General features: G+C 44.7%; 11 protein-coding genes, 11 tRNA genes and 6 rRNA genes. 27 read left to right on the forward strand and 1 reads right to left on the reverse strand.

The window, feature by feature from the left end; all coding sequences use genetic code 11:
* Positions 1 to 44 precede the first annotated feature (44 nt).
* The 26 genes from MKY46_RS00500 (at position 45) to rrf (MKY46_RS00625) (ending at position 20,052) form a co-directional block, all read left to right on the forward strand.
* The gene (locus tag MKY46_RS00500; RefSeq protein WP_080717051.1) at positions 45 to 1,475 is read left to right on the forward strand and encodes an anthranilate synthase component I family protein; all 1,431 of its coding nucleotides are present in this window, start codon (positions 45 to 47) and stop codon (positions 1,473 to 1,475) included.
* Positions 1,472 to 2,053, forward strand: coding sequence for an aminodeoxychorismate/anthranilate synthase component II (gene pabA, locus MKY46_RS00505; protein ID WP_036120693.1), 582 nt, complete (start codon positions 1,472 to 1,474; stop codon positions 2,051 to 2,053). Before MKY46_RS00500 ends, pabA begins: the two co-directional genes overlap by 4 nt.
* Complete coding sequence (gene pabC, locus MKY46_RS00510) at positions 2,054 to 2,893, forward strand: aminodeoxychorismate lyase (protein WP_036120697.1); 840 nt, start codon at positions 2,054 to 2,056, stop codon at positions 2,891 to 2,893. It begins immediately after the preceding gene.
* A gap of 13 nt (positions 2,894 to 2,906) precedes the next feature.
* Positions 2,907 to 3,761 carry a dihydropteroate synthase gene (gene folP, locus MKY46_RS00515; RefSeq protein ID WP_036120700.1) on the forward strand — a complete coding sequence of 285 codons (855 nt, stop codon included), beginning with the start codon at positions 2,907 to 2,909 and terminating at the stop codon, positions 3,759 to 3,761.
* A complete protein-coding gene (gene folB / locus MKY46_RS00520; RefSeq protein WP_036120703.1) occupies positions 3,761 to 4,126 on the forward strand; it encodes a dihydroneopterin aldolase in 366 nt (121 codons plus the stop codon). The genes folP and folB overlap by 1 nt, the downstream gene beginning before the upstream one ends.
* On the forward strand, positions 4,126 to 4,638 hold the full coding sequence (gene folK, locus MKY46_RS00525; protein ID WP_036120706.1) for a 2-amino-4-hydroxy-6-hydroxymethyldihydropteridine diphosphokinase: 513 nt from the start codon (positions 4,126 to 4,128) through the stop codon (positions 4,636 to 4,638). The genes folB and folK overlap by 1 nt, the downstream gene beginning before the upstream one ends.
* An 87-nt stretch (positions 4,639 to 4,725) precedes the next feature.
* Positions 4,726 to 5,766, forward strand: coding sequence for a tRNA dihydrouridine synthase DusB (gene dusB / locus MKY46_RS00530; protein ID WP_036120709.1), 1,041 nt, complete (start codon positions 4,726 to 4,728; stop codon positions 5,764 to 5,766).
* Positions 5,767 to 5,947: 181 nt separating this feature from the next.
* Positions 5,948 to 7,453 carry a lysine--tRNA ligase gene (lysS, locus tag MKY46_RS00535; protein ID WP_036123105.1) on the forward strand — a complete coding sequence of 502 codons (1,506 nt, stop codon included), beginning with the start codon at positions 5,948 to 5,950 and terminating at the stop codon, positions 7,451 to 7,453.
* 209 nt (positions 7,454 to 7,662) lie between these two features.
* On the forward strand, positions 7,663 to 7,944 hold the full coding sequence (locus MKY46_RS00540; protein ID WP_036123109.1) for a hypothetical protein: 282 nt from the start codon (positions 7,663 to 7,665) through the stop codon (positions 7,942 to 7,944).
* 874 nt (positions 7,945 to 8,818) lie between these two features.
* Positions 8,819 to 10,370: ribosomal RNA gene (locus tag MKY46_RS00545) — 16S ribosomal RNA — on the forward strand.
* A 309-nt stretch (positions 10,371 to 10,679) separates the two neighbouring features.
* Positions 10,680 to 13,607 (forward strand): 23S ribosomal RNA (locus MKY46_RS00550).
* A 112-nt stretch (positions 13,608 to 13,719) separates the two neighbouring features.
* A 5S ribosomal RNA gene (gene rrf, locus MKY46_RS00555) occupies positions 13,720 to 13,835 on the forward strand.
* 10 nt (positions 13,836 to 13,845) lie between these two features.
* Positions 13,846 to 13,921 (forward strand) — tRNA-Val (locus tag MKY46_RS00560).
* A gap of 3 nt (positions 13,922 to 13,924) precedes the next feature.
* Positions 13,925 to 14,000, forward strand: a tRNA-Thr gene (locus tag MKY46_RS00565).
* A gap of 7 nt (positions 14,001 to 14,007) precedes the next feature.
* A tRNA-Lys gene (locus tag MKY46_RS00570) sits at positions 14,008 to 14,083 on the forward strand.
* A 17-nt stretch (positions 14,084 to 14,100) separates the two neighbouring features.
* Positions 14,101 to 14,185, forward strand: a tRNA-Leu gene (locus MKY46_RS00575).
* 35 nt (positions 14,186 to 14,220) lie between these two features.
* Positions 14,221 to 14,295 (forward strand) — tRNA-Gly (locus MKY46_RS00580).
* A gap of 5 nt (positions 14,296 to 14,300) precedes the next feature.
* A tRNA-Leu gene (locus MKY46_RS00585) sits at positions 14,301 to 14,389 on the forward strand.
* A gap of 8 nt (positions 14,390 to 14,397) precedes the next feature.
* Positions 14,398 to 14,474, forward strand: a tRNA-Arg gene (locus tag MKY46_RS00590).
* Between the two features lie 8 nt (positions 14,475 to 14,482).
* Positions 14,483 to 14,559: transfer RNA gene (locus MKY46_RS00595), tRNA-Pro, on the forward strand.
* A 16-nt stretch (positions 14,560 to 14,575) separates the two neighbouring features.
* Positions 14,576 to 14,651: transfer RNA gene (locus MKY46_RS00600), tRNA-Ala, on the forward strand.
* A gap of 147 nt (positions 14,652 to 14,798) precedes the next feature.
* Positions 14,799 to 16,350, forward strand: a 16S ribosomal RNA gene (locus MKY46_RS00605).
* 94 nt (positions 16,351 to 16,444) lie between these two features.
* Positions 16,445 to 16,521: transfer RNA gene (locus tag MKY46_RS00610), tRNA-Ile, on the forward strand.
* 12 nt (positions 16,522 to 16,533) lie between these two features.
* Positions 16,534 to 16,609, forward strand: a tRNA-Ala gene (locus tag MKY46_RS00615).
* A 214-nt stretch (positions 16,610 to 16,823) separates the two neighbouring features.
* Positions 16,824 to 19,751, forward strand: a 23S ribosomal RNA gene (locus MKY46_RS00620).
* 185 nt (positions 19,752 to 19,936) lie between these two features.
* Positions 19,937 to 20,052 (forward strand): 5S ribosomal RNA (rrf, locus tag MKY46_RS00625).
* The 16S, 23S and 5S rRNA genes sit together here with 11 tRNA genes alongside, the layout of an rRNA operon.
* Before the next feature lie 250 nt (positions 20,053 to 20,302).
* Here the strand turns inward: rrf (MKY46_RS00625) and MKY46_RS00630 are convergent.
* The gene (locus MKY46_RS00630; protein ID WP_036122152.1) at positions 20,303 to 20,974 is read right to left on the reverse strand and encodes a LytTR family DNA-binding domain-containing protein; all 672 of its coding nucleotides are present in this window, start codon (positions 20,972 to 20,974) and stop codon (positions 20,303 to 20,305) included.
* A gap of 214 nt (positions 20,975 to 21,188) precedes the next feature.
* Here MKY46_RS00630 and aceA point away from each other — a divergent pair, with 214 nt between their 5' ends.
* The gene (aceA, locus tag MKY46_RS00635; RefSeq protein ID WP_036122155.1) at positions 21,189 to 22,472 is read left to right on the forward strand and encodes an isocitrate lyase; all 1,284 of its coding nucleotides are present in this window, start codon (positions 21,189 to 21,191) and stop codon (positions 22,470 to 22,472) included.
* Positions 22,473 to 22,530: the final 58 nt, after the last annotated feature.

A 22,530-nucleotide genomic window follows, 5' to 3' on the forward strand; every position in this document is an offset into this window, starting at 1 on the left:
ATTCGCTTCTATGTAATATTCAAGTTAAGATGGAATCACACCACATGTTTAAAGGGGAAAATAACTTGAAAACAATACTTACAAAAACATTAACAATGGATGCAGATTCATTTTTTTATAGCTATAAGAAGCAAACAGAGACACAGCAAGCGCATGTGTTTTTAGAGAGTGGACGCGGAGGGCATTTTACGATAGCTGCTTGGAATCCGTTAGCTACTGCACAATCAGTAGAGGAGGGGCTTTTAGTAAACTGGAGAAATGATAGACAAGAAATTTTACAAGGTGAATCTCTAGCTTTACTGGAAGAGCTTGTAGCGGAATATCGAATTTCTTATAATGTGGACCTTCCTGTTTTTCAAGGAGGGGCTATTGGATTTGTTGCATATGATTATGCACGTAAAATTGAAGTACTTCCTAATATGGCAAAGGATGACTTGCAAATACCAGATATCAATTTTTATATTTTTGATAGTTGGGCAGTACATGATGTGAAAACGAATACAGTTACTCTTATGAAGCTAGAAGATAGTGACGTTAACTTGGAAGAATGGGCTAACAACTGGCAGGTTGCAGCACAGTCTGGTTTAGAGGCGCGTAAATTTGAAAAAACAAATGCTGTAGAAGTTGCTAATGATGAGCATGAATTGCTTGTCTCATTTGCAGGAACTGATTTTGAAGCAGCTGTAAAGAAAATTCAAACCTATATAGCACAGGGTGATGTGTTTCAGGTAAACTTATCTGTTCGTCAGTCCAAGAACTTAAATGCGACTGCGATGGATGTCTACGAGGCTTTACGAGCGTTTAATCCGTCGCCATACATGGCTTATATTGAAGCACCTGATTTTGCTGTAGTTTCTGGGTCACCCGAGTTATTAGTAAAACGTCATGGCAATGAATTATCGACAAGACCCATTGCAGGTACTCGACCAAGAGGGAAATCCGAAGCGGAAGATTTAGCATTGGCACAAGAGTTGATTGATAATGAGAAAGAACGTGCTGAGCATGTGATGTTAGTGGATTTAGAGCGCAATGATTTAGGACGAGTATCAGCCTATGGAACAGTGGAAGTGGACGAATTTATGGTCATTGAGCGCTATTCACATGTCATGCACATTGTTTCAAATGTACGAGGAGAAATAGCGGAAGATAAAACGAATGCAGATGTTATCCGTGCAATGTTCCCAGGTGGGACGATTACAGGTGCGCCAAAGATCCGCACCATGGAAATTATTGAAGAACTGGAGCCTGTACGACGAGGTTTATACACTGGTTCTATCGGTTGGCTCGGCTATACAGGTGATATGGAGTTTAATATTGTGATCCGTACAGCATTTATAAAAGATGGGGTTGCACATATTCAAGCTGGAGCAGGTATTGTCATTGACTCTGTGCCAGAAAGGGAGTATCAGGAATCCTTAAATAAGGCGAAGGCAATGTGGCAGGCAAAGGCAATGGCAGAGGAGCGAGCAAAATGATTTTAATGATTGATAATTATGATTCATTTATCTACAACATCGTACAATATTTAGGTGAATTTGGTCATGAGATAGTAGTGAAACGAAATGATGATATAACAGTAAAGGAGATTGAGCAACTTGCACCTGATATGATTGTTATTTCTCCAGGACCATGTAGTCCAAATGAGGCAGGTGAAAGCCTGAACATTATTAAATATTTCGCGGGAAATATTCCGATTTTAGGGGTCTGCCTGGGTCATCAGGCACTTGCACAGGTGTTTGGCGGCAATGTCATACGAGCTGAGCATCTTATGCATGGTAAGACATCACCTGTGCTACATGCTGAAGTGGGTTTGCATAAAGGTATGCCAAATCCCTTCCAGGCCACACGTTACCACTCTCTTATTGTAGAAAAAGAGACGTTACCAGCATGTCTAGAAGTAACCGCTTGGACAGAAGAGGGGGAAATTATGGGGCTTCGTCACACGGAATATTCGATAGAGGGTGTACAATATCATCCAGAATCTATTATGACAGAGCAAGGCAAAAAACTATTGCGTCAATTTATAGAGAAGTATGTAGAAGGAGTGGAATAGATGCAGTGCTGGATGAATGGAAACTATATGGCCGCACAGGATTTGCGGATTTCTCCATTTGATCATGGCTTTTTATATGGATTGGGCTTTTTTGAAACATTCCGCACATATAGAGGTCAGGTATTTCGCTGGGAAGAGCATATGGATAGATTACAGCTTGCTTTATCTCAGTATCACATTCATTTAACCTATCCTGAAAAATTTTTACTTGAAGTTGTGCAACAGTTAAACAAGCTGGCTGGCGGTCAGGATGGCTACTTCCGTTTAAATGTATCAGCTGGAGAACATCATATTGGATTACAGCCAACAGAATATAAACAACCCAATGTCATTATCTTTCGAAAAGAACTTCAGAATACAAAACGTGGTACGGAGAAAATTGCGCAATGGCTTTCAACGCCACGCAATACACCTGAACAAGGATTGCGAGTTAAATCACATCATTATGGTAACAACGTGCTTGGCCGCTTTGAAATGCTATCACTGGCACAACAAGAAGGGTTCTTTTTAACAGAACAGGGCTATGTGGCTGAAGGTGTGACATCAAATGTTTTTTGGGTAAAAAATGATATACTATATACGCCTTCCTTAGAGACAGGTATTTTACCGGGTATTATTCGAGCGTGGGTTATAGAGAAGGCCTCTGAACTCGATTTAGAAGTTAAAGAAGGTTTTTATACAAAAGAAGACTTACTACAAAGTACGGAATGCTTCATTACCAATTCAGTACAAGAGCTTGTGCCGATTAGTAGCTTAGAGAATGTGCAATTTTTAGGTAATAATGGGCCGATTTATTTGTGTTTACATGAGGCATTTGTTCAAGAAGTGGAGCAAGGATAGAGGGAGCGTTTACATGCTAGAAAAATATAAGAAACCATTAACGCTTAATGGTATTACATTAGACTATACAAAAGAAACATTTGTTATGGGGATTCTCAATGTTACACCAGATTCCTTCTCAGATGGTGGAAAATACAACAATGTAGAAGCTGCTGTTGCTCAAGCGAAAAAAATGGTGGCTGAAGGGGCTAAAATAATTGATGTAGGTGGGGAATCTACACGCCCTGGGTATGAACGAATTTCAGATGAAGATGAAATTGCACGCATTGTGCCCGTTATTCAAGCATTAGCGAAAGAAGTAAGGGCCGTTATTTCCGTTGATACGTATAAAGCAAATGTAGCCCGTGCTGCTATTGAAGCAGGGGCACATATGATTAATGATATTTGGGGTGCGAAGGCTGAGCCAGAAATTGCTCAGGTTGCTGCGGATTTACATGTGCCTATTATTTTAATGCATAATCGCGAAAATATGGATTATGGTGTTGATTTTTGGGCGACAGCAAAAATGGACTTAGAGAAAAGTATTGCCATCGCTCAGCAAGCGGGGGTTCCTGAACATCATATCATCTTAGATCCAGGTATCGGCTTTGCTAAAAATACTGGCCAAAATATAGTTATGATGCAACACTTAAAGGATTTAGTAGCTATGGGTTACCCTGTATTATTAGCAACGTCACGTAAATCAATGATTGGCAATGTCTTAAAACTACCTGTTGAAGAGCGTCTTGAAGGGACAAGTGCGACAGTGGTTTATGGAATTGAAAAGGGCTGTCATATGATACGTGTTCATGATGTAAAGGAAATGACGCGTGCTACGTATATGGCTGATGTCTTAGTGGGAAAACGTTTGTTTAAGGAGGAAGCGTGATGGATTACATTCATTTAAAGGACATGCAGTTTTATGGCTACCATGGTGTATTAGCAGCAGAAACAACTCTAGGTCAACGCTTTCGAGCAAATGTTTCCCTTGCTGTAGATATGACCAAGGCTGGAGAAACAGATGATCTCTCTTATACAGTGAACTATGCAGAGGTCTATGCATTATGCCGTGATATTGTGGAGGGGGAACCGTTTAAGCTAATTGAGGCTCTGGTCGTGAGAGTAGCGGATGCAATATTAACAACCTACCCTGATAAAGTAAAAGGAGTTCGTGTAGAACTAATTAAACCAGACCCACCAATTCATGGCTATTACAAAGAGGTGTCTGTTGAGGTAACGAGAGGTGATTTCTGATGAAGGATGTCTATTTATCTATCGGAACGAATATGGGAGAGAGATATGAAAATCTTCAGCATGCAGTTGCCCTTTTAAAGGAAACGGAAGGTATTAAACTTGTTCGTGTATCGTCTGTTTATGAAACTGCTGCAGTGGGTTATACAGATCAGGCAGATTTTTTAAATATTGCTGTTCATCTAAAAACAGATGTTTCTTCTGCTGATATGTTGAAGATCTGCCAATCCATAGAACAGGAATTAGGGCGTGTTCGAGAATTTCGCTGGGGCCCACGAATCATTGACCTTGACATTTTACTTTACAATCAAGAGAATATTGAAACGGAGAGTTTAACAGTTCCCCATCCAAGAATGTACGAAAGAGCATTCGTCTTAGTACCATTAGTAGAGATTGCAGCATCACCCTTTGATGTACAGCTACAACAAGCGCACGATCTGTTGCAGCAAATGGATTGCGAAAATGAAGGTATCACCCTATGGAGTCCGTTTGAAGAGTTTTCAACGGTGTATTAAGAATAGTATGTGGATGAAAGATTAATGCATAGCATTAACAATAGATAGCAAATAATAGGTAAAAGCTTTTAGAGGAGGAAGACAACGTTGAGTCTTACAACAGAGAAGCCGTTTCAAATTGGCGATATCGTCATGGACAATCGAGTGGTTTTAGCGCCAATGGCTGGGATCTGTAACTCTGCTTTCCGATTAACGGTTAAAGAGTTCGGAGCAGGTCTCGTGTATGCTGAAATGATTAGTGATAAGGGTATTGTCCAAAAAAACGAAAAAACATTAGGGATGCTTTATATCGATGAACGTGAAAATCCTCTGTCATTGCAAATTTTTGGTGGAGATAAAGCAACTTTAGTGGAAGCGGCGAAATATGTGGATGAAAATACAACTGCTGATATTATTGATATCAACATGGGGTGCCCTGTTAATAAAATCATTAAATGTGAAGCAGGAGCCCGCTTGTTACTTGATCCAAATAAAGTATATGAAATGGTAGCGGCTGTTGTGGATGCTGTCAAAAAACCGGTCAGCGTAAAAATGCGTATTGGCTGGGATGACGAGCATATTTTTGCAGTGGAAAATGCACAAGCTGTTGAGCGTGCAGGTGCAGCAGCGGTGGCGGTTCATGGTCGTACACGTGTACAAATGTATGAAGGTAAAGCGAATTGGGATTTCATTCGTCAAGTGAAGGAGAATGTAAACATTCCTGTGCTTGGTAATGGTGACGTGGAAACACCACAAGATGCTAAACGTATGCTTGAAACTACAGGAGTAGATGCAGTCATGATTGGGCGTGCTGCATTAGGTAATCCATGGATGATTTACCGCACGGTTCAATACCTAGAAACAGGTGAGTTAAAGGAAGAACCAAGTGTTCGAGAAAAAATGGATGTATGTCTCCTACACTTTGAACGTCTTCTCCAATTAAAAGGAGAAGGAATTGCGGTGCGTGAAATGCGTAAACATGCGTCATGGTATTTAAAAGGAATTCGTGGTAATGGGAAAGCACGTAATGCTATTAACCAAACAGAAACGGCGGCAGACCTTCGTGCGCTATTAAATGGCCTTGTGCAGGAATATGAAGAGAGCGAATTTAATTTAGTCGGTCCAGAAGCTAAGGAATTAATTGTATAGTGATATGTATAGGGCGTCTCGGTATTTTTAAAAGAGGCGCCTTTGTGTTGCTAACTTTAATTTTTAGAATTATTAATCATCTTTTGTTGGATTGAAAATAAATTGAAACAGATGATTACAGCACTAAAATTGTGTACAATAGAAATATTATGGACGTAAACGCGGACAATTTACTTAAGGAGTGAAACAAGTGTCAAATAATATAGAAGAATTAAATGATCAACTTTTGGTGAGACGCCAAAAAATGACGACAATACTAGAAAACGGACAAGACCCTTTCGGAAGTCGTTTTGAGCGTACACATTTATCAACAGAAGTGCGTGAGCAATTTGCAGACCAAACAAAAGAGCAGCTAGAAGAAAACCTTCAAGAGGTTGTTATTGCGGGTCGTATTATGACGAAACGTGGTAAAGGAAAAGCTGGCTTTGCCCATATTCAAGATTTAGGTGGCCAAATTCAAATTTATGTTCGTCAAGATCATGTAGGCGAGGAAGCATATGAATTATTTAAGCAAGCAGACTTAGGAGATATTGTTGGAGTGCGTGGAAACGTATTCCGTACACAAGTTGGAGAGCTTTCAGTAAAAGCGGAGGGCTTCACGTTCCTTACAAAAGCACTTCGTCCTATGCCAGAGAAATTCCACGGCCTACAGGATGTTGAGCAACGTTATCGCCAACGTTACTTAGATTTAATGACAAATGAAGATAGTAAAAAAACATTTATAACTCGTTCTAAAATCATCCGTGCAATCCGTAATTATCTAGATAACTCTGGATATTTAGAAGTAGAAACACCAATGCTTCATACGATTGCTGGTGGTGCAGCTGCTCGTCCATTTATTACGCACCACAATGCACTAGATATGGAACTATATATGCGAATCGCAATCGAATTGCATTTAAAACGTTTAATAGTTGGTGGTTTAGAGAAAGTTTATGAAATCGGTCGTGTATTCCGTAACGAAGGAATCTCTACACGTCATAACCCTGAATTTACAATGATTGAGCTATATGAAGCATATGCTGATTATCAAGATATCATGTCACTAACTGAAAACCTTATTGCACATGTTGCGCAAGAAGTTCTTGGTACAACGACAGTTCAATATGGAGAAGATGAAATCAACCTTGCAGTAGGTTGGAAACGAGTACACATGGTAGACGCTGTAAAAGAGGCAACAGGTGTAGACTTCTGGCAGCCAATGACAAAAGAACAAGCGCAAGCACTTGCAAAAAAGCACGGAGTAGAAGTGAAAGATGTTCATGAAGTAGGTCATATCATTAATGAATTCTTTGAACAAAAAGTAGAAGAGACTCTTGTGCAGCCAACATTTGTATATGGTCATCCAGTAGAAATTTCACCTCTTGCGAAGAAGAATCCAGAGGACGAGCGTTTCACAGATCGTTTTGAGCTATTTATTGTTCGTCGTGAGCATGCAAATGCCTTCACAGAATTAAATGATCCAATCGACCAACGCCAACGCTTTGAAGCGCAATTAGCAGAAAAAGCAGCTGGTAACGATGAAGCACATGAAATGGACAACGATTTCATTGAAGCGTTGGAATACGGTATGCCTCCAACAGGTGGACTAGGTATTGGTATTGACCGTTTAATCATGCTTCTTACAAATTCACCATCAATTCGTGATGTATTATTATTCCCAACAATGCGTCATATTACAAAATAGTTAAATTGTAATGAAGTCTTTTCGTGAAGCAATAAAAGAATAGTAATGAATGAAGAGGAGAATTCACAATATAGGTGAGTTCTCCTCTTTTTAAGCTATAAAAAAATTAAGTTGTTTAAACGAGGATAAAATTTAGGTTATACTTTTATAGTTCTATGTTTTTCAAATTCAAAAAGTATAAAAAGAAGTATTTTTATTGGGGGCTTATAATGAATTACAAAATTATTAACAAACAAGTATTTGAACAGGCACAACTACGTTCGGTTTCTGATGTGCCATTTACTGAAGAAGAACTTGAGAATGGTATGAAATTAGTGGTTGCTAAAAAAGATGAGAACCTTACTTTATATTTAGTAGAAATAGATGGCCACAAGAAATTCGACGTTCGTTGGGATGATTCTTCTGAAGTTTTCAGTGGCTGGTATTCTGCGTGGGACAATTTCTTATGGTGCTTAAATATTGTGGATCCTCAAGCGGATGACCTTAAATAGGGACATAAATAGCAGTAAGCAGGCGCTAAAGTGCAGTAGAAGCACTTTAGCGCCTGCTTATTTGTTAGGAAATGAAAAACTAAATAGAGCTTTATAGTGACTTATATAGGAAATGTTGTTATGGCGGTTATAAAATTAAAAGTAGGTTTGTGCGAAAGGTTGCTTAGATTCAAACTATCCAGAAGGCAACGGGATTTATTCATAGTAGCGTTATAGCATGAAATTATATTGCTATGTTGATTACAATTTACAAGACTTTGATTTATAAATCTGAAGGAGTAATGTTTACAAACAAATACCACTGAGATTTCCTTCCCTAAACAAATGGTATCTTGAGAATAAATAAGTATTTTTATTTTAAAACATTGAGATTTAAAAGAAAGAGATGTATAGTAAAACAAATAATTAAGTAAGCAAAGAGAATATCTCAATTTGGTATTCTCGTAAATGCACAAAAATGCTTATAAATTTGTGTTTTTTTAATTCAATAGATTTTATTTAAAAAACACTTGCCAAGTCTATCATAACGTGATAAATTATTACTTGTCGTTAAGACGACGTAAGAACTAACATCAAACTTCAAAAACAATTTGAATAAAAAGATGTTGACTTGGTAAAGTGGTTATGATAAGATTTAAAAGTTGTCTCTTCTGGGAATGAAATTTTTCTTGAAAAAAGATGTTGACAACGAGAAATGATGTTGTTATAATATAAAAGTTGCTGTCGAAAGATGGTTGACGAAATGAACCTTGAAAACTGAACAAGCAAAACGTAATCAATAAAGTTTTCAGTAACTAACTTCGGTTAGTGAACAAAACAAAATTTTGGACATCAAAATGATGCCAGCAAAACAATTTGAGCTATTCAAATTTCTTTTATGGAGAGTTTGATCCTGGCTCAGGACGAACGCTGGCGGCGTGCCTAATACATGCAAGTCGAGCGAACAGAGAAGGAGCTTGCTCCTTCGACGTTAGCGGCGGACGGGTGAGTAACACGTGGGCAACCTACCTTATAGTTTGGGATAACTCCGGGAAACCGGGGCTAATACCGAATAATCTGTTTCACCTCATGGTGAAACACTAAAAGACGGTTTCGGCTGTCGCTATAGGATGGGCCCGCGGCGCATTAGCTAGTTGGTGAGGTAACGGCTCACCAAGGCGACGATGCGTAGCCGACCTGAGAGGGTGATCGGCCACACTGGGACTGAGACACGGCCCAGACTCCTACGGGAGGCAGCAGTAGGGAATCTTCCACAATGGGCGAAAGCCTGATGGAGCAACGCCGCGTGAGTGAAGAAGGATTTCGGTTCGTAAAACTCTGTTGTAAGGGAAGAACAAGTACAGTAGTAACTGGCTGTACCTTGACGGTACCTTATTAGAAAGCCACGGCTAACTACGTGCCAGCAGCCGCGGTAATACGTAGGTGGCAAGCGTTGTCCGGAATTATTGGGCGTAAAGCGCGCGCAGGTGGTTTCTTAAGTCTGATGTGAAAGCCCACGGCTCAACCGTGGAGGGTCATTGGAAACTGGGAGACTTGAGTGCAGAAGAGGATAGTGGAATTCCAAGTGTAGCGGTGAAATGCGTAGAGATTTGGAGGAACACCAGTGGCGAAGGCGACTATCTGGTCTGTAACTGACACTGAGGCGCGAAAGCGTGGGGAGCAAACAGGATTAGATACCCTGGTAGTCCACGCCGTAAACGATGAGTGCTAAGTGTTAGGGGGTTTCCGCCCCTTAGTGCTGCAGCTAACGCATTAAGCACTCCGCCTGGGGAGTACGGTCGCAAGACTGAAACTCAAAGGAATTGACGGGGGCCCGCACAAGCGGTGGAGCATGTGGTTTAATTCGAAGCAACGCGAAGAACCTTACCAGGTCTTGACATCCCGTTGACCACTGTAGAGATATAGTTTCCCCTTCGGGGGCAACGGTGACAGGTGGTGCATGGTTGTCGTCAGCTCGTGTCGTGAGATGTTGGGTTAAGTCCCGCAACGAGCGCAACCCTTGATCTTAGTTGCCATCATTTAGTTGGGCACTCTAAGGTGACTGCCGGTGACAAACCGGAGGAAGGTGGGGATGACGTCAAATCATCATGCCCCTTATGACCTGGGCTACACACGTGCTACAATGGACGATACAAACGGTTGCCAACTCGCGAGAGGGAGCTAATCCGATAAAGTCGTTCTCAGTTCGGATTGTAGGCTGCAACTCGCCTACATGAAGCCGGAATCGCTAGTAATCGCGGATCAGCATGCCGCGGTGAATACGTTCCCGGGCCTTGTACACACCGCCCGTCACACCACGAGAGTTTGTAACACCCGAAGTCGGTGAGGTAACCTTTTGGAGCCAGCCGCCGAAGGTGGGATAGATGATTGGGGTGAAGTCGTAACAAGGTAGCCGTATCGGAAGGTGCGGCTGGATCACCTCCTTTCTAAGGATTATTTCGGAATACAAACCTAGGGTTTGTAAGATTACGTTTTGCGTTCAGTTTTGAAGGTTCATTCTTCTTGAATGAAAAGCTTCAAAACTTGTTCTTTGAAAACTGGATAAAACGACATTGAAATTGTAACAAACACATTTATTTTTTAAGTTTTTTTATAGGCTTAATAACATTAAGAGGGTTTCAAGACACGAGCAGTTCTAGGAAGCAATCGAGTGAATGAAGGAGCGTACTTTTAGTACGTGACTGATTGAACGAGTGAAGCTGACAACGAAATGTGATGTGTATTGAAAGCCGTTAGGTTAAGTTATTAAGGGCGCACGGCGAATGCCTTGGCACTAGGAGCCGAAGAAGGACGGCACTAACACCGATATGCTTCGGGGAGCTGTAAGTGAGCTTTGATCCGGAGATTTCCGAATGGGGGAACCCACTACGTTTAATCGCGTAGTATCTTGACGTGAATACATAGCGTCTTGAAGGCAGACCCAGGGAACTGAAACATCTAAGTACCTGGAGGAAGAGAAAGAAAAATCGATTCCCTGAGTAGCGGCGAGCGAAACGGGAAGAGCCCAAACCAAGAGGCTTGCCTCTTGGGGTTGTAGGACACTCAATACGGAGTTACAAAAGAGCGAGTTAGATGAAGCGACTTGGAAAGGTCCGCCAGAGCAGGTAAAAGCCCTGTAGTCGAAAGTTCGTTCTCTCCTGAGTGGATCCTGAGTACGGCGGAACACGTGAAATTCCGTCGGAATCCGGGAGGACCATCTCCCAAGGCTAAATACTACCTAGTGACCGATAGTGAACCAGTACCGTGAGGGAAAGGTGAAAAGCACCCCGGAAGGGGAGTGAAAGAGATCCTGAAACCGTGTGCCTACAAGTAGTTAGAGCCCGTTAATGGGTGATAGCGTGCCTTTTGTAGAATGAACCGGCGAGTTACGATTACGTGCGAGGTTAAGCTTTAGAAGGCGGAGCCGCAGCGAAAGCGAGTCTGAATAGGGCGAAATAGTACGTGGTCGTAGACCCGAAACCAGGTGATCTACCCATGTCCAGGGTGAAGGTAAGGTAACACTTACTGGAGGCCCGAACCCACGCACGTTGAAAAGTGCGGGGATGAGGTGTGGGTAGCGGAGAAATTCCAATCGAACTTGGAGATAGCTGGTTCTCTCCGAAATAGCTTTAGGGCTAGCCTCGTGATGAGAATACTGGAGGTAGAGCACTGTTTGGACTAGGGGGCCATCCCGGTTTACCGAATTCAGACAAACTCCGAATGCCAGATATTTATACACGGGAGTCAGACTGCGAGTGATAAGATCCGTAGTCAAAAGGGAAACAGCCCAGACCACCAGCTAAGGTCCCAAAGTAATCGTTAAGTGGAAAAGGATGTGGCGTTGCACAGACAACCAGGATGTTGGCTTAGAAGCAGCCATCATTTAAAGAGTGCGTAATAGCTCACTGGTCGAGTGACGCTGCGCCGAAAATGTATCGGGGCTAAACGATTCACCGAAGCTGTGGATTGACATCTACGATGTCAGTGGTAGGAGAGCGTTCTAAGTGCGTTGAAGTCAGACCGGAAGGACTGGTGGAGCGCTTAGAAGTGAGAATGCCGGTATGAGTAGCGAAAGACGGGTGAGAATCCCGTCCACCGTATGACTAAGGTTTCCTGAGGAAGGCTCGTCCGCTCAGGGTTAGTCGGGACCTAAGCCGAGGCCGATAGGCGTAGGCGATGGACAACAGGTTGATATTCCTGTACCACCTCCTCACCGTTTGAGAAATGGGGGGACGCAGTAGGATAGGGTAAGCGCGCTGTTGGTTATGCGCGTCCAAGCAGTAAGGCGTGTGTGTAGGCAAATCCGCACACTGTAACGTTGAGCTGTGATGGCGAGTCCGTATGGACGAAGTTCCTGATTTCACACTGCCAAGAAAAGCCTCTATCGAGGTGAGAGGTGCCCGTACCGCAAACCGACACAGGTAGTCGAGGAGAGAATCCTAAGGTGTGCGAGAGAACTCTCGTTAAGGAACTCGGCAAAATGACCCCGTAACTTCGGGAGAAGGGGTGCTCTTGAGCGTGCAAGCGCATGAGAGCCGCAGTGAATAGGCCCAGGCGACTGTTTAGCAAAAACACAGGTCTCTGCAAAACCGTAAGGTGACGTATAGGGGCTGACGCCTGCCCGGTGCTGGAAGGTTAAGAGGAGTGGTTAGCGCAAGCGAAGCTGCGAATTGAAGCCCCAGTAAACGGCGGCCGTAACTATAACGGTCCTAAGGTAGCGAAATTCCTTGTCGGGTAAGTTCCGACCCGCACGAAAGGCGTAACGATCTGGGCACTGTCTCAACGAGAGACTCGGTGAAATTATAGTACCTGTGAAGATGCAGGTTACCCGCGACAGGACGGAAAGACCCCGTGGAGCTTTACTGTAGCCTGATATTGAATTTTGGTACAACTTGTACAGGATAGGTAGGAGCCAGAGATCTCGGAGCGCCAGCTTCGAAGGAGGCGTCGGTGGGATACTACCCTGGTTGTATTGAAATTCTAACCCATGCCCCTTAGCGGGGCAGGAGACAGTGTCAGGCGGACAGTTTGACTGGGGCGGTCGCCTCCTAAAAGGTAACGGAGGCGCCCAAAGGTTCCCTCAGAATGGTTGGAAATCATTCGTAGAGTGTAAAGGCACAAGGGAGCTTGACTGCGAGACCTACAAGTCGAGCAGGGTCGAAAGACGGGCTTAGTGATCCGGTGGTTCCGCATGGAAGGGCCATCGCTCAACGGATAAAAGCTACCCCGGGGATAACAGGCTTATCTCCCCCAAGAGTCCACATCGACGGGGAGGTTTGGCACCTCGATGTCGGCTCATCGCATCCTGGGGCTGTAGTCGGTCCCAAGGGTTGGGCTGTTCGCCCATTAAAGCGGTACGCGAGCTGGGTTCAGAACGTCGTGAGACAGTTCGGTCCCTATCCGTCGTGGGCGTAGGAAATTTGAGAGGAGCTGTCCTTAGTACGAGAGGACCGGGATGGACACACCGCTGGTGTACCAGTTGTCTTGCCAAAGGCATCGCTGGGTAGCTATGTGTGGACGGGATAAGTGCTGAAAGCATCTAAGCATGAAGCCCCCCTCAAGATGAGATTTCCCATTACGCAAGTAAGTAAGATCCCTCAAAGACGATGAGGTAGATAGGTTCGAGGTGGAAGTGTGGTGACACATGGAGCTGACGAATACTAATCGATCGAGGACTTAACCAAAAATGTTTGAACCATTCAATGAACCGTTTATCCAGTTTTGAAAGAACAAGAAAGTTTAAAAAAGCTTGCATTTATAACGAAATAAGTTATAATAAATCTTGTCTTTTAAAAGTCTAGTGATGATGGCAAAGAGGTCACACCCGTTCCCATACCGAACACGGAAGTTAAGCTCTTTAGCGCCGATGGTAGTTGGGGGCTTCCCCCTGTGAGAGTAGGACATCGCTAGGCATATTACCCAGGAGGATTAGCTCAGCTGGGAGAGCATCTGCCTTACAAGCAGAGGGTCGGCGGTTCGAGCCCGTCATCCTCCACCATATGCCGGTTTAGCTCAGCAGGTAGAGCAACTGACTTGTAATCAGTAGGTCGTGGGTTCGATTCCTATAGCCGGCACCATTTTTTAGAGCCATTAGCTCAGTTGGTAGAGCATCTGACTTTTAATCAGAGGGTCGAAGGTTCGAGTCCTTCATGGCTCACCATTTTTAAATAATAATAAGCGGGTGTGGCGGAACTGGCAGACGCACTAGACTTAGGATCTAGCGCCGCAAGGCGTGGGGGTTCGACTCCCTTCACCCGCACCATTATTTCATTGCCAGATAAAAAAACTTATGCACATGCGGAAGTAGTTCAGTGGTAGAACACCACCTTGCCAAGGTGGGGGTCGCGAGTTCGAACCTCGTCTTCCGCTCCAAATGTGCCGGGGTGGCGGAACTGGCAGACGCACAGGACTTAAAATCCTGCGGTAGGTGACTACCGTACCGGTTCGATTCCGGTCCTCGGCACCATTTTTAATGCGCCCGTAGCTCAATTGGATAGAGCGTCTGACTACGGATCAGAAGGTTATGGGTTCGACTCCTGTCGGGCGCGCCAAAAAAGAACGGGAAGTAGCTCAGCTTGGTAGAGCACTTGGTTTGGGACCAAGGGGTCGCAGGTTCGAATCCTGTCTTCCCGACCATTTCCTAAAAATATATGGGGCCTTAGCTCAGCTGGGAGAGCGCCTGCCTTGCACGCAGGAGGTCAGCGGTTCGATCCCGCTAGGCTCCACCAATTCGATTTATTAAATGAACCTTGAAAACTGAACAAGCAAAACGTAATCAATAAAGTTTTCAGTAACTAACTTCAGTTAGTGAACAAAACAAAATTTTGGACATCAAAATTGATGCCAGCAAAACAATTTGAGCTATTCAAATTTCTTTTATGGAGAGTTTGATCCTGGCTCAGGACGAACGCTGGCGGCGTGCCTAATACATGCAAGTCGAGCGAACAGAGAAGGAGCTTGCTCCTTCGACGTTAGCGGCGGACGGGTGAGTAACACGTGGGCAACCTACCTTATAGTTTGGGATAACTCCGGGAAACCGGGGCTAATACCGAATAATCTGTTTCACCTCATGGTGAAATACTGAAAGACGGTTTCGGCTGTCGCTATAGGATGGGCCCGCGGCGCATTAGCTAGTTGGTGAGGTAACGGCTCACCAAGGCGACGATGCGTAGCCGACCTGAGAGGGTGATCGGCCACACTGGGACTGAGACACGGCCCAGACTCCTACGGGAGGCAGCAGTAGGGAATCTTCCACAATGGGCGAAAGCCTGATGGAGCAACGCCGCGTGAGTGAAGAAGGATTTCGGTTCGTAAAACTCTGTTGTAAGGGAAGAACAAGTACAGTAGTAACTGGCTGTACCTTGACGGTACCTTATTAGAAAGCCACGGCTAACTACGTGCCAGCAGCCGCGGTAATACGTAGGTGGCAAGCGTTGTCCGGAATTATTGGGCGTAAAGCGCGCGCAGGTGGTTTCTTAAGTCTGATGTGAAAGCCCACGGCTCAACCGTGGAGGGTCATTGGAAACTGGGAGACTTGAGTGCAGAAGAGGATAGTGGAATTCCAAGTGTAGCGGTGAAATGCGTAGAGATTTGGAGGAACACCAGTGGCGAAGGCGACTATCTGGTCTGTAACTGACACTGAGGCGCGAAAGCGTGGGGAGCAAACAGGATTAGATACCCTGGTAGTCCACGCCGTAAACGATGAGTGCTAAGTGTTAGGGGGTTTCCGCCCCTTAGTGCTGCAGCTAACGCATTAAGCACTCCGCCTGGGGAGTACGGTCGCAAGACTGAAACTCAAAGGAATTGACGGGGGCCCGCACAAGCGGTGGAGCATGTGGTTTAATTCGAAGCAACGCGAAGAACCTTACCAGGTCTTGACATCCCGTTGACCACTGTAGAGATATAGTTTCCCCTTCGGGGGCAACGGTGACAGGTGGTGCATGGTTGTCGTCAGCTCGTGTCGTGAGATGTTGGGTTAAGTCCCGCAACGAGCGCAACCCTTGATCTTAGTTGCCATCATTTAGTTGGGCACTCTAAGGTGACTGCCGGTGACAAACCGGAGGAAGGTGGGGATGACGTCAAATCATCATGCCCCTTATGACCTGGGCTACACACGTGCTACAATGGACGATACAAACGGTTGCCAACTCGCGAGAGGGAGCTAATCCGATAAAGTCGTTCTCAGTTCGGATTGTAGGCTGCAACTCGCCTACATGAAGCCGGAATCGCTAGTAATCGCGGATCAGCATGCCGCGGTGAATACGTTCCCGGGCCTTGTACACACCGCCCGTCACACCACGAGAGTTTGTAACACCCGAAGTCGGTGAGGTAACCTTTTGGAGCCAGCCGCCGAAGGTGGGATAGATGATTGGGGTGAAGTCGTAACAAGGTAGCCGTATCGGAAGGTGCGGCTGGATCACCTCCTTTCTAAGGATTATTTCGGAATACAAACCTAGGGTTTGTAAGATTACGTTTTGCGTTCAGTTTTGAAGGTTTATTAAATAATATAAAACTTCCAAGAGGGCCTATAGCTCAGCTGGTTAGAGCGCACGCCTGATAAGCGTGAGGTCGATGGTTCGAGTCCATTTAGGCCCACCATATATACCTCTTGGGGCCTTAGCTCAGCTGGGAGAGCGCCTGCCTTGCACGCAGGAGGTCAGCGGTTCGATCCCGCTAGGCTCCACCAATCGTTGTTCTTTGAAAACTGGATAAAACGACATTGAAATTGTAACAAACACATTTATTTTTTAAGTTTTTTATAGGCTTAATAACATTAAGAGGGTTTCAAGACACGAGCAGTTCTAGGAAGCAATCGAGTGAATGAAGGAGCGTACTTGAGTACGTGACTGATTGAACGAGTGAAGCTGACAACGAAATGTGATGTGTATTGAAAGCCGTTAGGTTAAGTTATTAAGGGCGCACGGCGAATGCCTTGGCACTAGGAGCCGAAGAAGGACGGCACTAACACCGATATGCTTCGGGGAGCTGTAAGTGAGCTTTGATCCGGAGATTTCCGAATGGGGGAACCCACTACGTTTAATCGCGTAGTATCTTGACGTGAATACATAGCGTCTTGAAGGCAGACCCAGGGAACTGAAACATCTAAGTACCTGGAGGAAGAGAAAGAAAAATCGATTCCCTGAGTAGCGGCGAGCGAAACGGGAAGAGCCCAAACCAAGAGGCTTGCCTCTTGGGGTTGTAGGACACTCAATACGGAGTTACAAAAGAGCGAGTTAGATGAAGCGACTTGGAAAGGTCCGCCAGAGCAGGTAAAAGCCCTGTAGTCGAAAGTTCGTTCTCTCCTGAGTGGATCCTGAGTACGGCGGAACACGTGAAATTCCGTCGGAATCCGGGAGGACCATCTCCCAAGGCTAAATACTACCTAGTGACCGATAGTGAACCAGTACCGTGAGGGAAAGGTGAAAAGCACCCCGGAAGGGGAGTGAAAGAGATCCTGAAACCGTGTGCCTACAAGTAGTTAGAGCCCGTTAATGGGTGATAGCGTGCCTTTTGTAGAATGAACCGGCGAGTTACGATTACGTGCGAGGTTAAGCTTTAGAAGGCGGAGCCGCAGCGAAAGCGAGTCTGAATAGGGCGAAATAGTACGTGGTCGTAGACCCGAAACCAGGTGATCTACCCATGTCCAGGGTGAAGGTAAGGTAACACTTACTGGAGGCCCGAACCCACGCACGTTGAAAAGTGCGGGGATGAGGTGTGGGTAGCGGAGAAATTCCAATCGAACTTGGAGATAGCTGGTTCTCTCCGAAATAGCTTTAGGGCTAGCCTCGTGATGAGAATACTGGAGGTAGAGCACTGTTTGGACTAGGGGGCCATCCCGGTTTACCGAATTCAGACAAACTCCGAATGCCAGATATTTATACACGGGAGTCAGACTGCGAGTGATAAGATCCGTAGTCAAAAGGGAAACAGCCCAGACCACCAGCTAAGGTCCCAAAGTAATCGTTAAGTGGAAAAGGATGTGGCGTTGCACAGACAACCAGGATGTTGGCTTAGAAGCAGCCATCATTTAAAGAGTGCGTAATAGCTCACTGGTCGAGTGACGCTGCGCCGAAAATGTATCGGGGCTAAACGATTCACCGAAGCTGTGGATTGACATCTACGATGTCAGTGGTAGGAGAGCGTTCTAAGTGCGTTGAAGTCAGACCGGAAGGACTGGTGGAGCGCTTAGAAGTGAGAATGCCGGTATGAGTAGCGAAAGACGGGTGAGAATCCCGTCCACCGTATGACTAAGGTTTCCTGAGGAAGGCTCGTCCGCTCAGGGTTAGTCGGGACCTAAGCCGAGGCCGATAGGCGTAGGCGATGGACAACAGGTTGATATTCCTGTACCACCTCCTCACCGTTTGAGAAATGGGGGGACGCAGTAGGATAGGGTAAGCGCGCTGTTGGTTATGCGCGTCCAAGCAGTAAGGCGTGTGTGTAGGCAAATCCGCACACTGTAACGTTGAGCTGTGATGGCGAGTCCGTATGGACGAAGTTCCTGATTTCACACTGCCAAGAAAAGCCTCTATCGAGGTGAGAGGTGCCCGTACCGCAAACCGACACAGGTAGTCGAGGAGAGAATCCTAAGGTGTGCGAGAGAACTCTCGTTAAGGAACTCGGCAAAATGACCCCGTAACTTCGGGAGAAGGGGTGCTCTTGAGCGTGCAAGCGCATGAGAGCCGCAGTGAATAGGCCCAGGCGACTGTTTAGCAAAAACACAGGTCTCTGCAAAACCGTAAGGTGACGTATAGGGGCTGACGCCTGCCCGGTGCTGGAAGGTTAAGAGGAGTGGTTAGCGCAAGCGAAGCTGCGAATTGAAGCCCCAGTAAACGGCGGCCGTAACTATAACGGTCCTAAGGTAGCGAAATTCCTTGTCGGGTAAGTTCCGACCCGCACGAAAGGCGTAACGATCTGGGCACTGTCTCAACGAGAGACTCGGTGAAATTATAGTACCTGTGAAGATGCAGGTTACCCGCGACAGGACGGAAAGACCCCGTGGAGCTTTACTGTAGCCTGATATTGAATTTTGGTACAACTTGTACAGGATAGGTAGGAGCCAGAGATCTCGGAGCGCCAGCTTCGAAGGAGGCGTCGGTGGGATACTACCCTGGTTGTATTGAAATTCTAACCCATGCCCCTTAGCGGGGCAGGAGACAGTGTCAGGCGGACAGTTTGACTGGGGCGGTCGCCTCCTAAAAGGTAACGGAGGCGCCCAAAGGTTCCCTCAGAATGGTTGGAAATCATTCGTAGAGTGTAAAGGCACAAGGGAGCTTGACTGCGAGACCTACAAGTCGAGCAGGGTCGAAAGACGGGCTTAGTGATCCGGTGGTTCCGCATGGAAGGGCCATCGCTCAACGGATAAAAGCTACCCCGGGGATAACAGGCTTATCTCCCCCAAGAGTCCACATCGACGGGGAGGTTTGGCACCTCGATGTCGGCTCATCGCATCCTGGGGCTGTAGTCGGTCCCAAGGGTTGGGCTGTTCGCCCATTAAAGCGGTACGCGAGCTGGGTTCAGAACGTCGTGAGACAGTTCGGTCCCTATCCGTCGTGGGCGTAGGAAATTTGAGAGGAGCTGTCCTTAGTACGAGAGGACCGGGATGGACACACCGCTGGTGTACCAGTTGTCTTGCCAAAGGCATCGCTGGGTAGCTATGTGTGGACGGGATAAGTGCTGAAAGCATCTAAGCATGAAGCCCCCCTCAAGATGAGATTTCCCATTACGCAAGTAAGTAAGATCCCTCAAAGACGATGAGGTAGATAGGTTCGAGGTGGAAGTGTGGTGACACATGGAGCTGACGAATACTAATCGATCGAGGACTTAACCAAAACGTTTGAAATATTCAATGCACGTTTATCCAGTTTTGAAAGAATAATTTCTTTTATGAAGGGTTTCAAGATACGAGTAGTTCGAGGAAGCAATGGAGAGAGGAAAGGAGCGTACTCAAGTACGTGACTGACTGAACGACAGAAGCTGACGAAGAAATGCGATGTATATTGAAAGCCGACCATAGTCTAGTGATGATGGCAAAGAGGTCACACCCGTTCCCATACCGAACACGGAAGTTAAGCTCTTTAGCGCCGATGGTAGTTGGGGGCTTCCCCCTGTGAGAGTAGGACGTCGCTAGGCAATTGTGAAAGACCAGAGAATAATTTCTCTGGTCTTTTTTGGTTCTTCTAGTTAGATTTTTCGAGCTCATTAGAAAAATTCCTCTTCAAAATCTGTGACATCCGCTTGATGATTTAGCTTGATTCATCACATGTGAACATCTGCTGAAAATAGCAACAAAGTAAGCAATGATTATCCCCTAGAGAGGAGTGATTCTTTGCTTTCGGTACAAAAATAATCGTTAAATCCAGATAAAAGACAGTCTTCGCACTTAAAATTCAAGAGCACTTCGAAGATTATTGATATAGGATTGACTTACTGGCAATTCACTTCCATCGGTTAATGTAATAATAAAATTTGATGTTAGATCTCGGGCCATTTTTTTTATGAAATGTATATTTACAATATAGGATCTATGAATACGAATAAAGTATGATGGCAACCTTAATTGCAGCTCTTTTAGTGTAATCCCCGTTTTAAACTGTTCTTTATCTACATAAAACCAAGTTTTTTTCTGCAGACTTTCTATATGAGATATTTTACTTATTGCTACTGGATTCCACTCCTCCTCTTGTTTCCCCGTTAAAAATTGGAATGGCTCTGCTTTTTTCATAGTGAATGTGGATGGTAAGATAACAACTAATGCAGCTGGCTTATCTTGAATGGATATGGGATAGCCAATGCCATAATAGGGCGTATTGAATAAAGAATTATCTAATATGGCATCTGTTTTTTTGTGAGTGCGTAACACTTGCTCTGCAATACTCCCAGGCATTACTTGTTGACCTATCTTTAACTGAATATCTTGATGACCTGAGTGAAAATAAATATAAGAATGTTCAACAGCAATTGCAATGGATGAATTCGCTGGAACCCAGTCCTGCAACATTAAAATATACTGTTGTGAAATATCATTTCCAAAAGATTTTAACTCATTGTTCATTGTGAATATCCCCCTTGTTTGTAAACAGTCTTCCAAATTTTATCGCTCAAAAAAGTAGTTTCATCCCGAAAAAATGATCTTTTATCCAAAAATAATGAAAATCCAAACACTCTGTTATATATTAATTTACAACAAATAAACCTGTTATGGAACAGTTAATTAAAAGTTTTTTAACAGAGTATATTGTACACAAAGGGGAAGGTGGAATTTCAATATGTCAACTCGTCAAGAAAGAATCGAAGCTTTAGAAAAACAATGGGCTGAAAACCCACGCTGGGCTGGTATTGAACGCACATATTCAGCTGAAGAGGTTGTTAAATTACAGGGCACTGTGATAATTGAACAAACATTGGCGCAAAAAGGTGCTACTCGACTTTGGAATTCGTTACGTGAAGAACCATTTATTAATGCATTGGGGGCATTAACAGGTAATCAGGCGGTACAACAAGTAAAGGCTGGATTAAAGGCTATCTATCTATCAGGCTGGCAAGTGGCTGCGGATGCAAATCTTTCTGGTCAAATGTATCCTGACCAATCGTTATATCCTGCTAACTCTGTACCAGCAGTAGTAAAAAGAATCAACCAAGCACTTCAACGTGCCGATCAAATTGATCATGCTGAAGGACGTGTCGATCAATTTGACTGGTTTGCACCAATCGTAGCAGATGCTGAAGCAGGTTTTGGTGGTCCTCTAAACGTATTTGAGCTTGTAAAAGGCATGATTGAAGCTGGTGCAGCTGGTGTGCACTTAGAAGATCAATTAGCTTCAGAAAAGAAATGTGGTCATCTAGGCGGTAAAGTTTTATTACCAACGCAAAACGCTGTTCGTAACTTAGTGGCTGCTCGTTTAGCAACAGATGTTATGGGTGTAGATACAATTCTAATCGCGCGTACCGATGCTGATGCTGCGGATATGGTTACTTCAGATATTGATCCACGTGATGCAGAGTTCATCACTGGTGAACGTACACCTGAAGGTTTCTTCCGTACAAAAGCAGGTATTAAACAAGCAATTGCTCGTGGTTTAGCTTACGCACCATATGCAGACTTAATTTGGTGTGAAACTTCTAAACCATCACTAGAAGAAGCTCGTGAATTTGCTGAGGCCATTCATGCAGAGTTCCCTGGTAAAATGCTTGCATACAACTGTTCACCATCATTCAACTGGAAAGCAAACCTTTCAGAAGAGGAAATTGCAGAGTATCAACGTGAACTTGGTAAGCTAGGTTATAAATTCCAGTTTGTAACATTAGCAGGTTTCCATGCACTAAACCACTCTATGTTTGAGCTTGCACATGATTATAAAGATAATGGTATGGCTGCATATTCTAAGCTACAGCAAGCTGAGTTTGCTTCAGAATCAAAAGGCTATACAGCTACACGCCACCAACGTGAGGTAGGTACTGGATACTTTGATGAAATTTCTCAAGTTATCTCTGGAGGTACTTCTTCTACAACGGCAATGGCAGGTTCAACTGAAACTGAACAGTTTGTATAAGTCTTGATTGAATTACGTGTTTTCCTAAATTCATAATCATAGAGTAGTCTCCTCCGCT

It is taken from the genome of Lysinibacillus sp. FSL M8-0355, assembly GCF_038008985.1.
In the GTDB taxonomy this organism is placed as follows: domain Bacteria; phylum Bacillota; class Bacilli; order Bacillales_A; family Planococcaceae; genus Lysinibacillus; species Lysinibacillus fusiformis_D.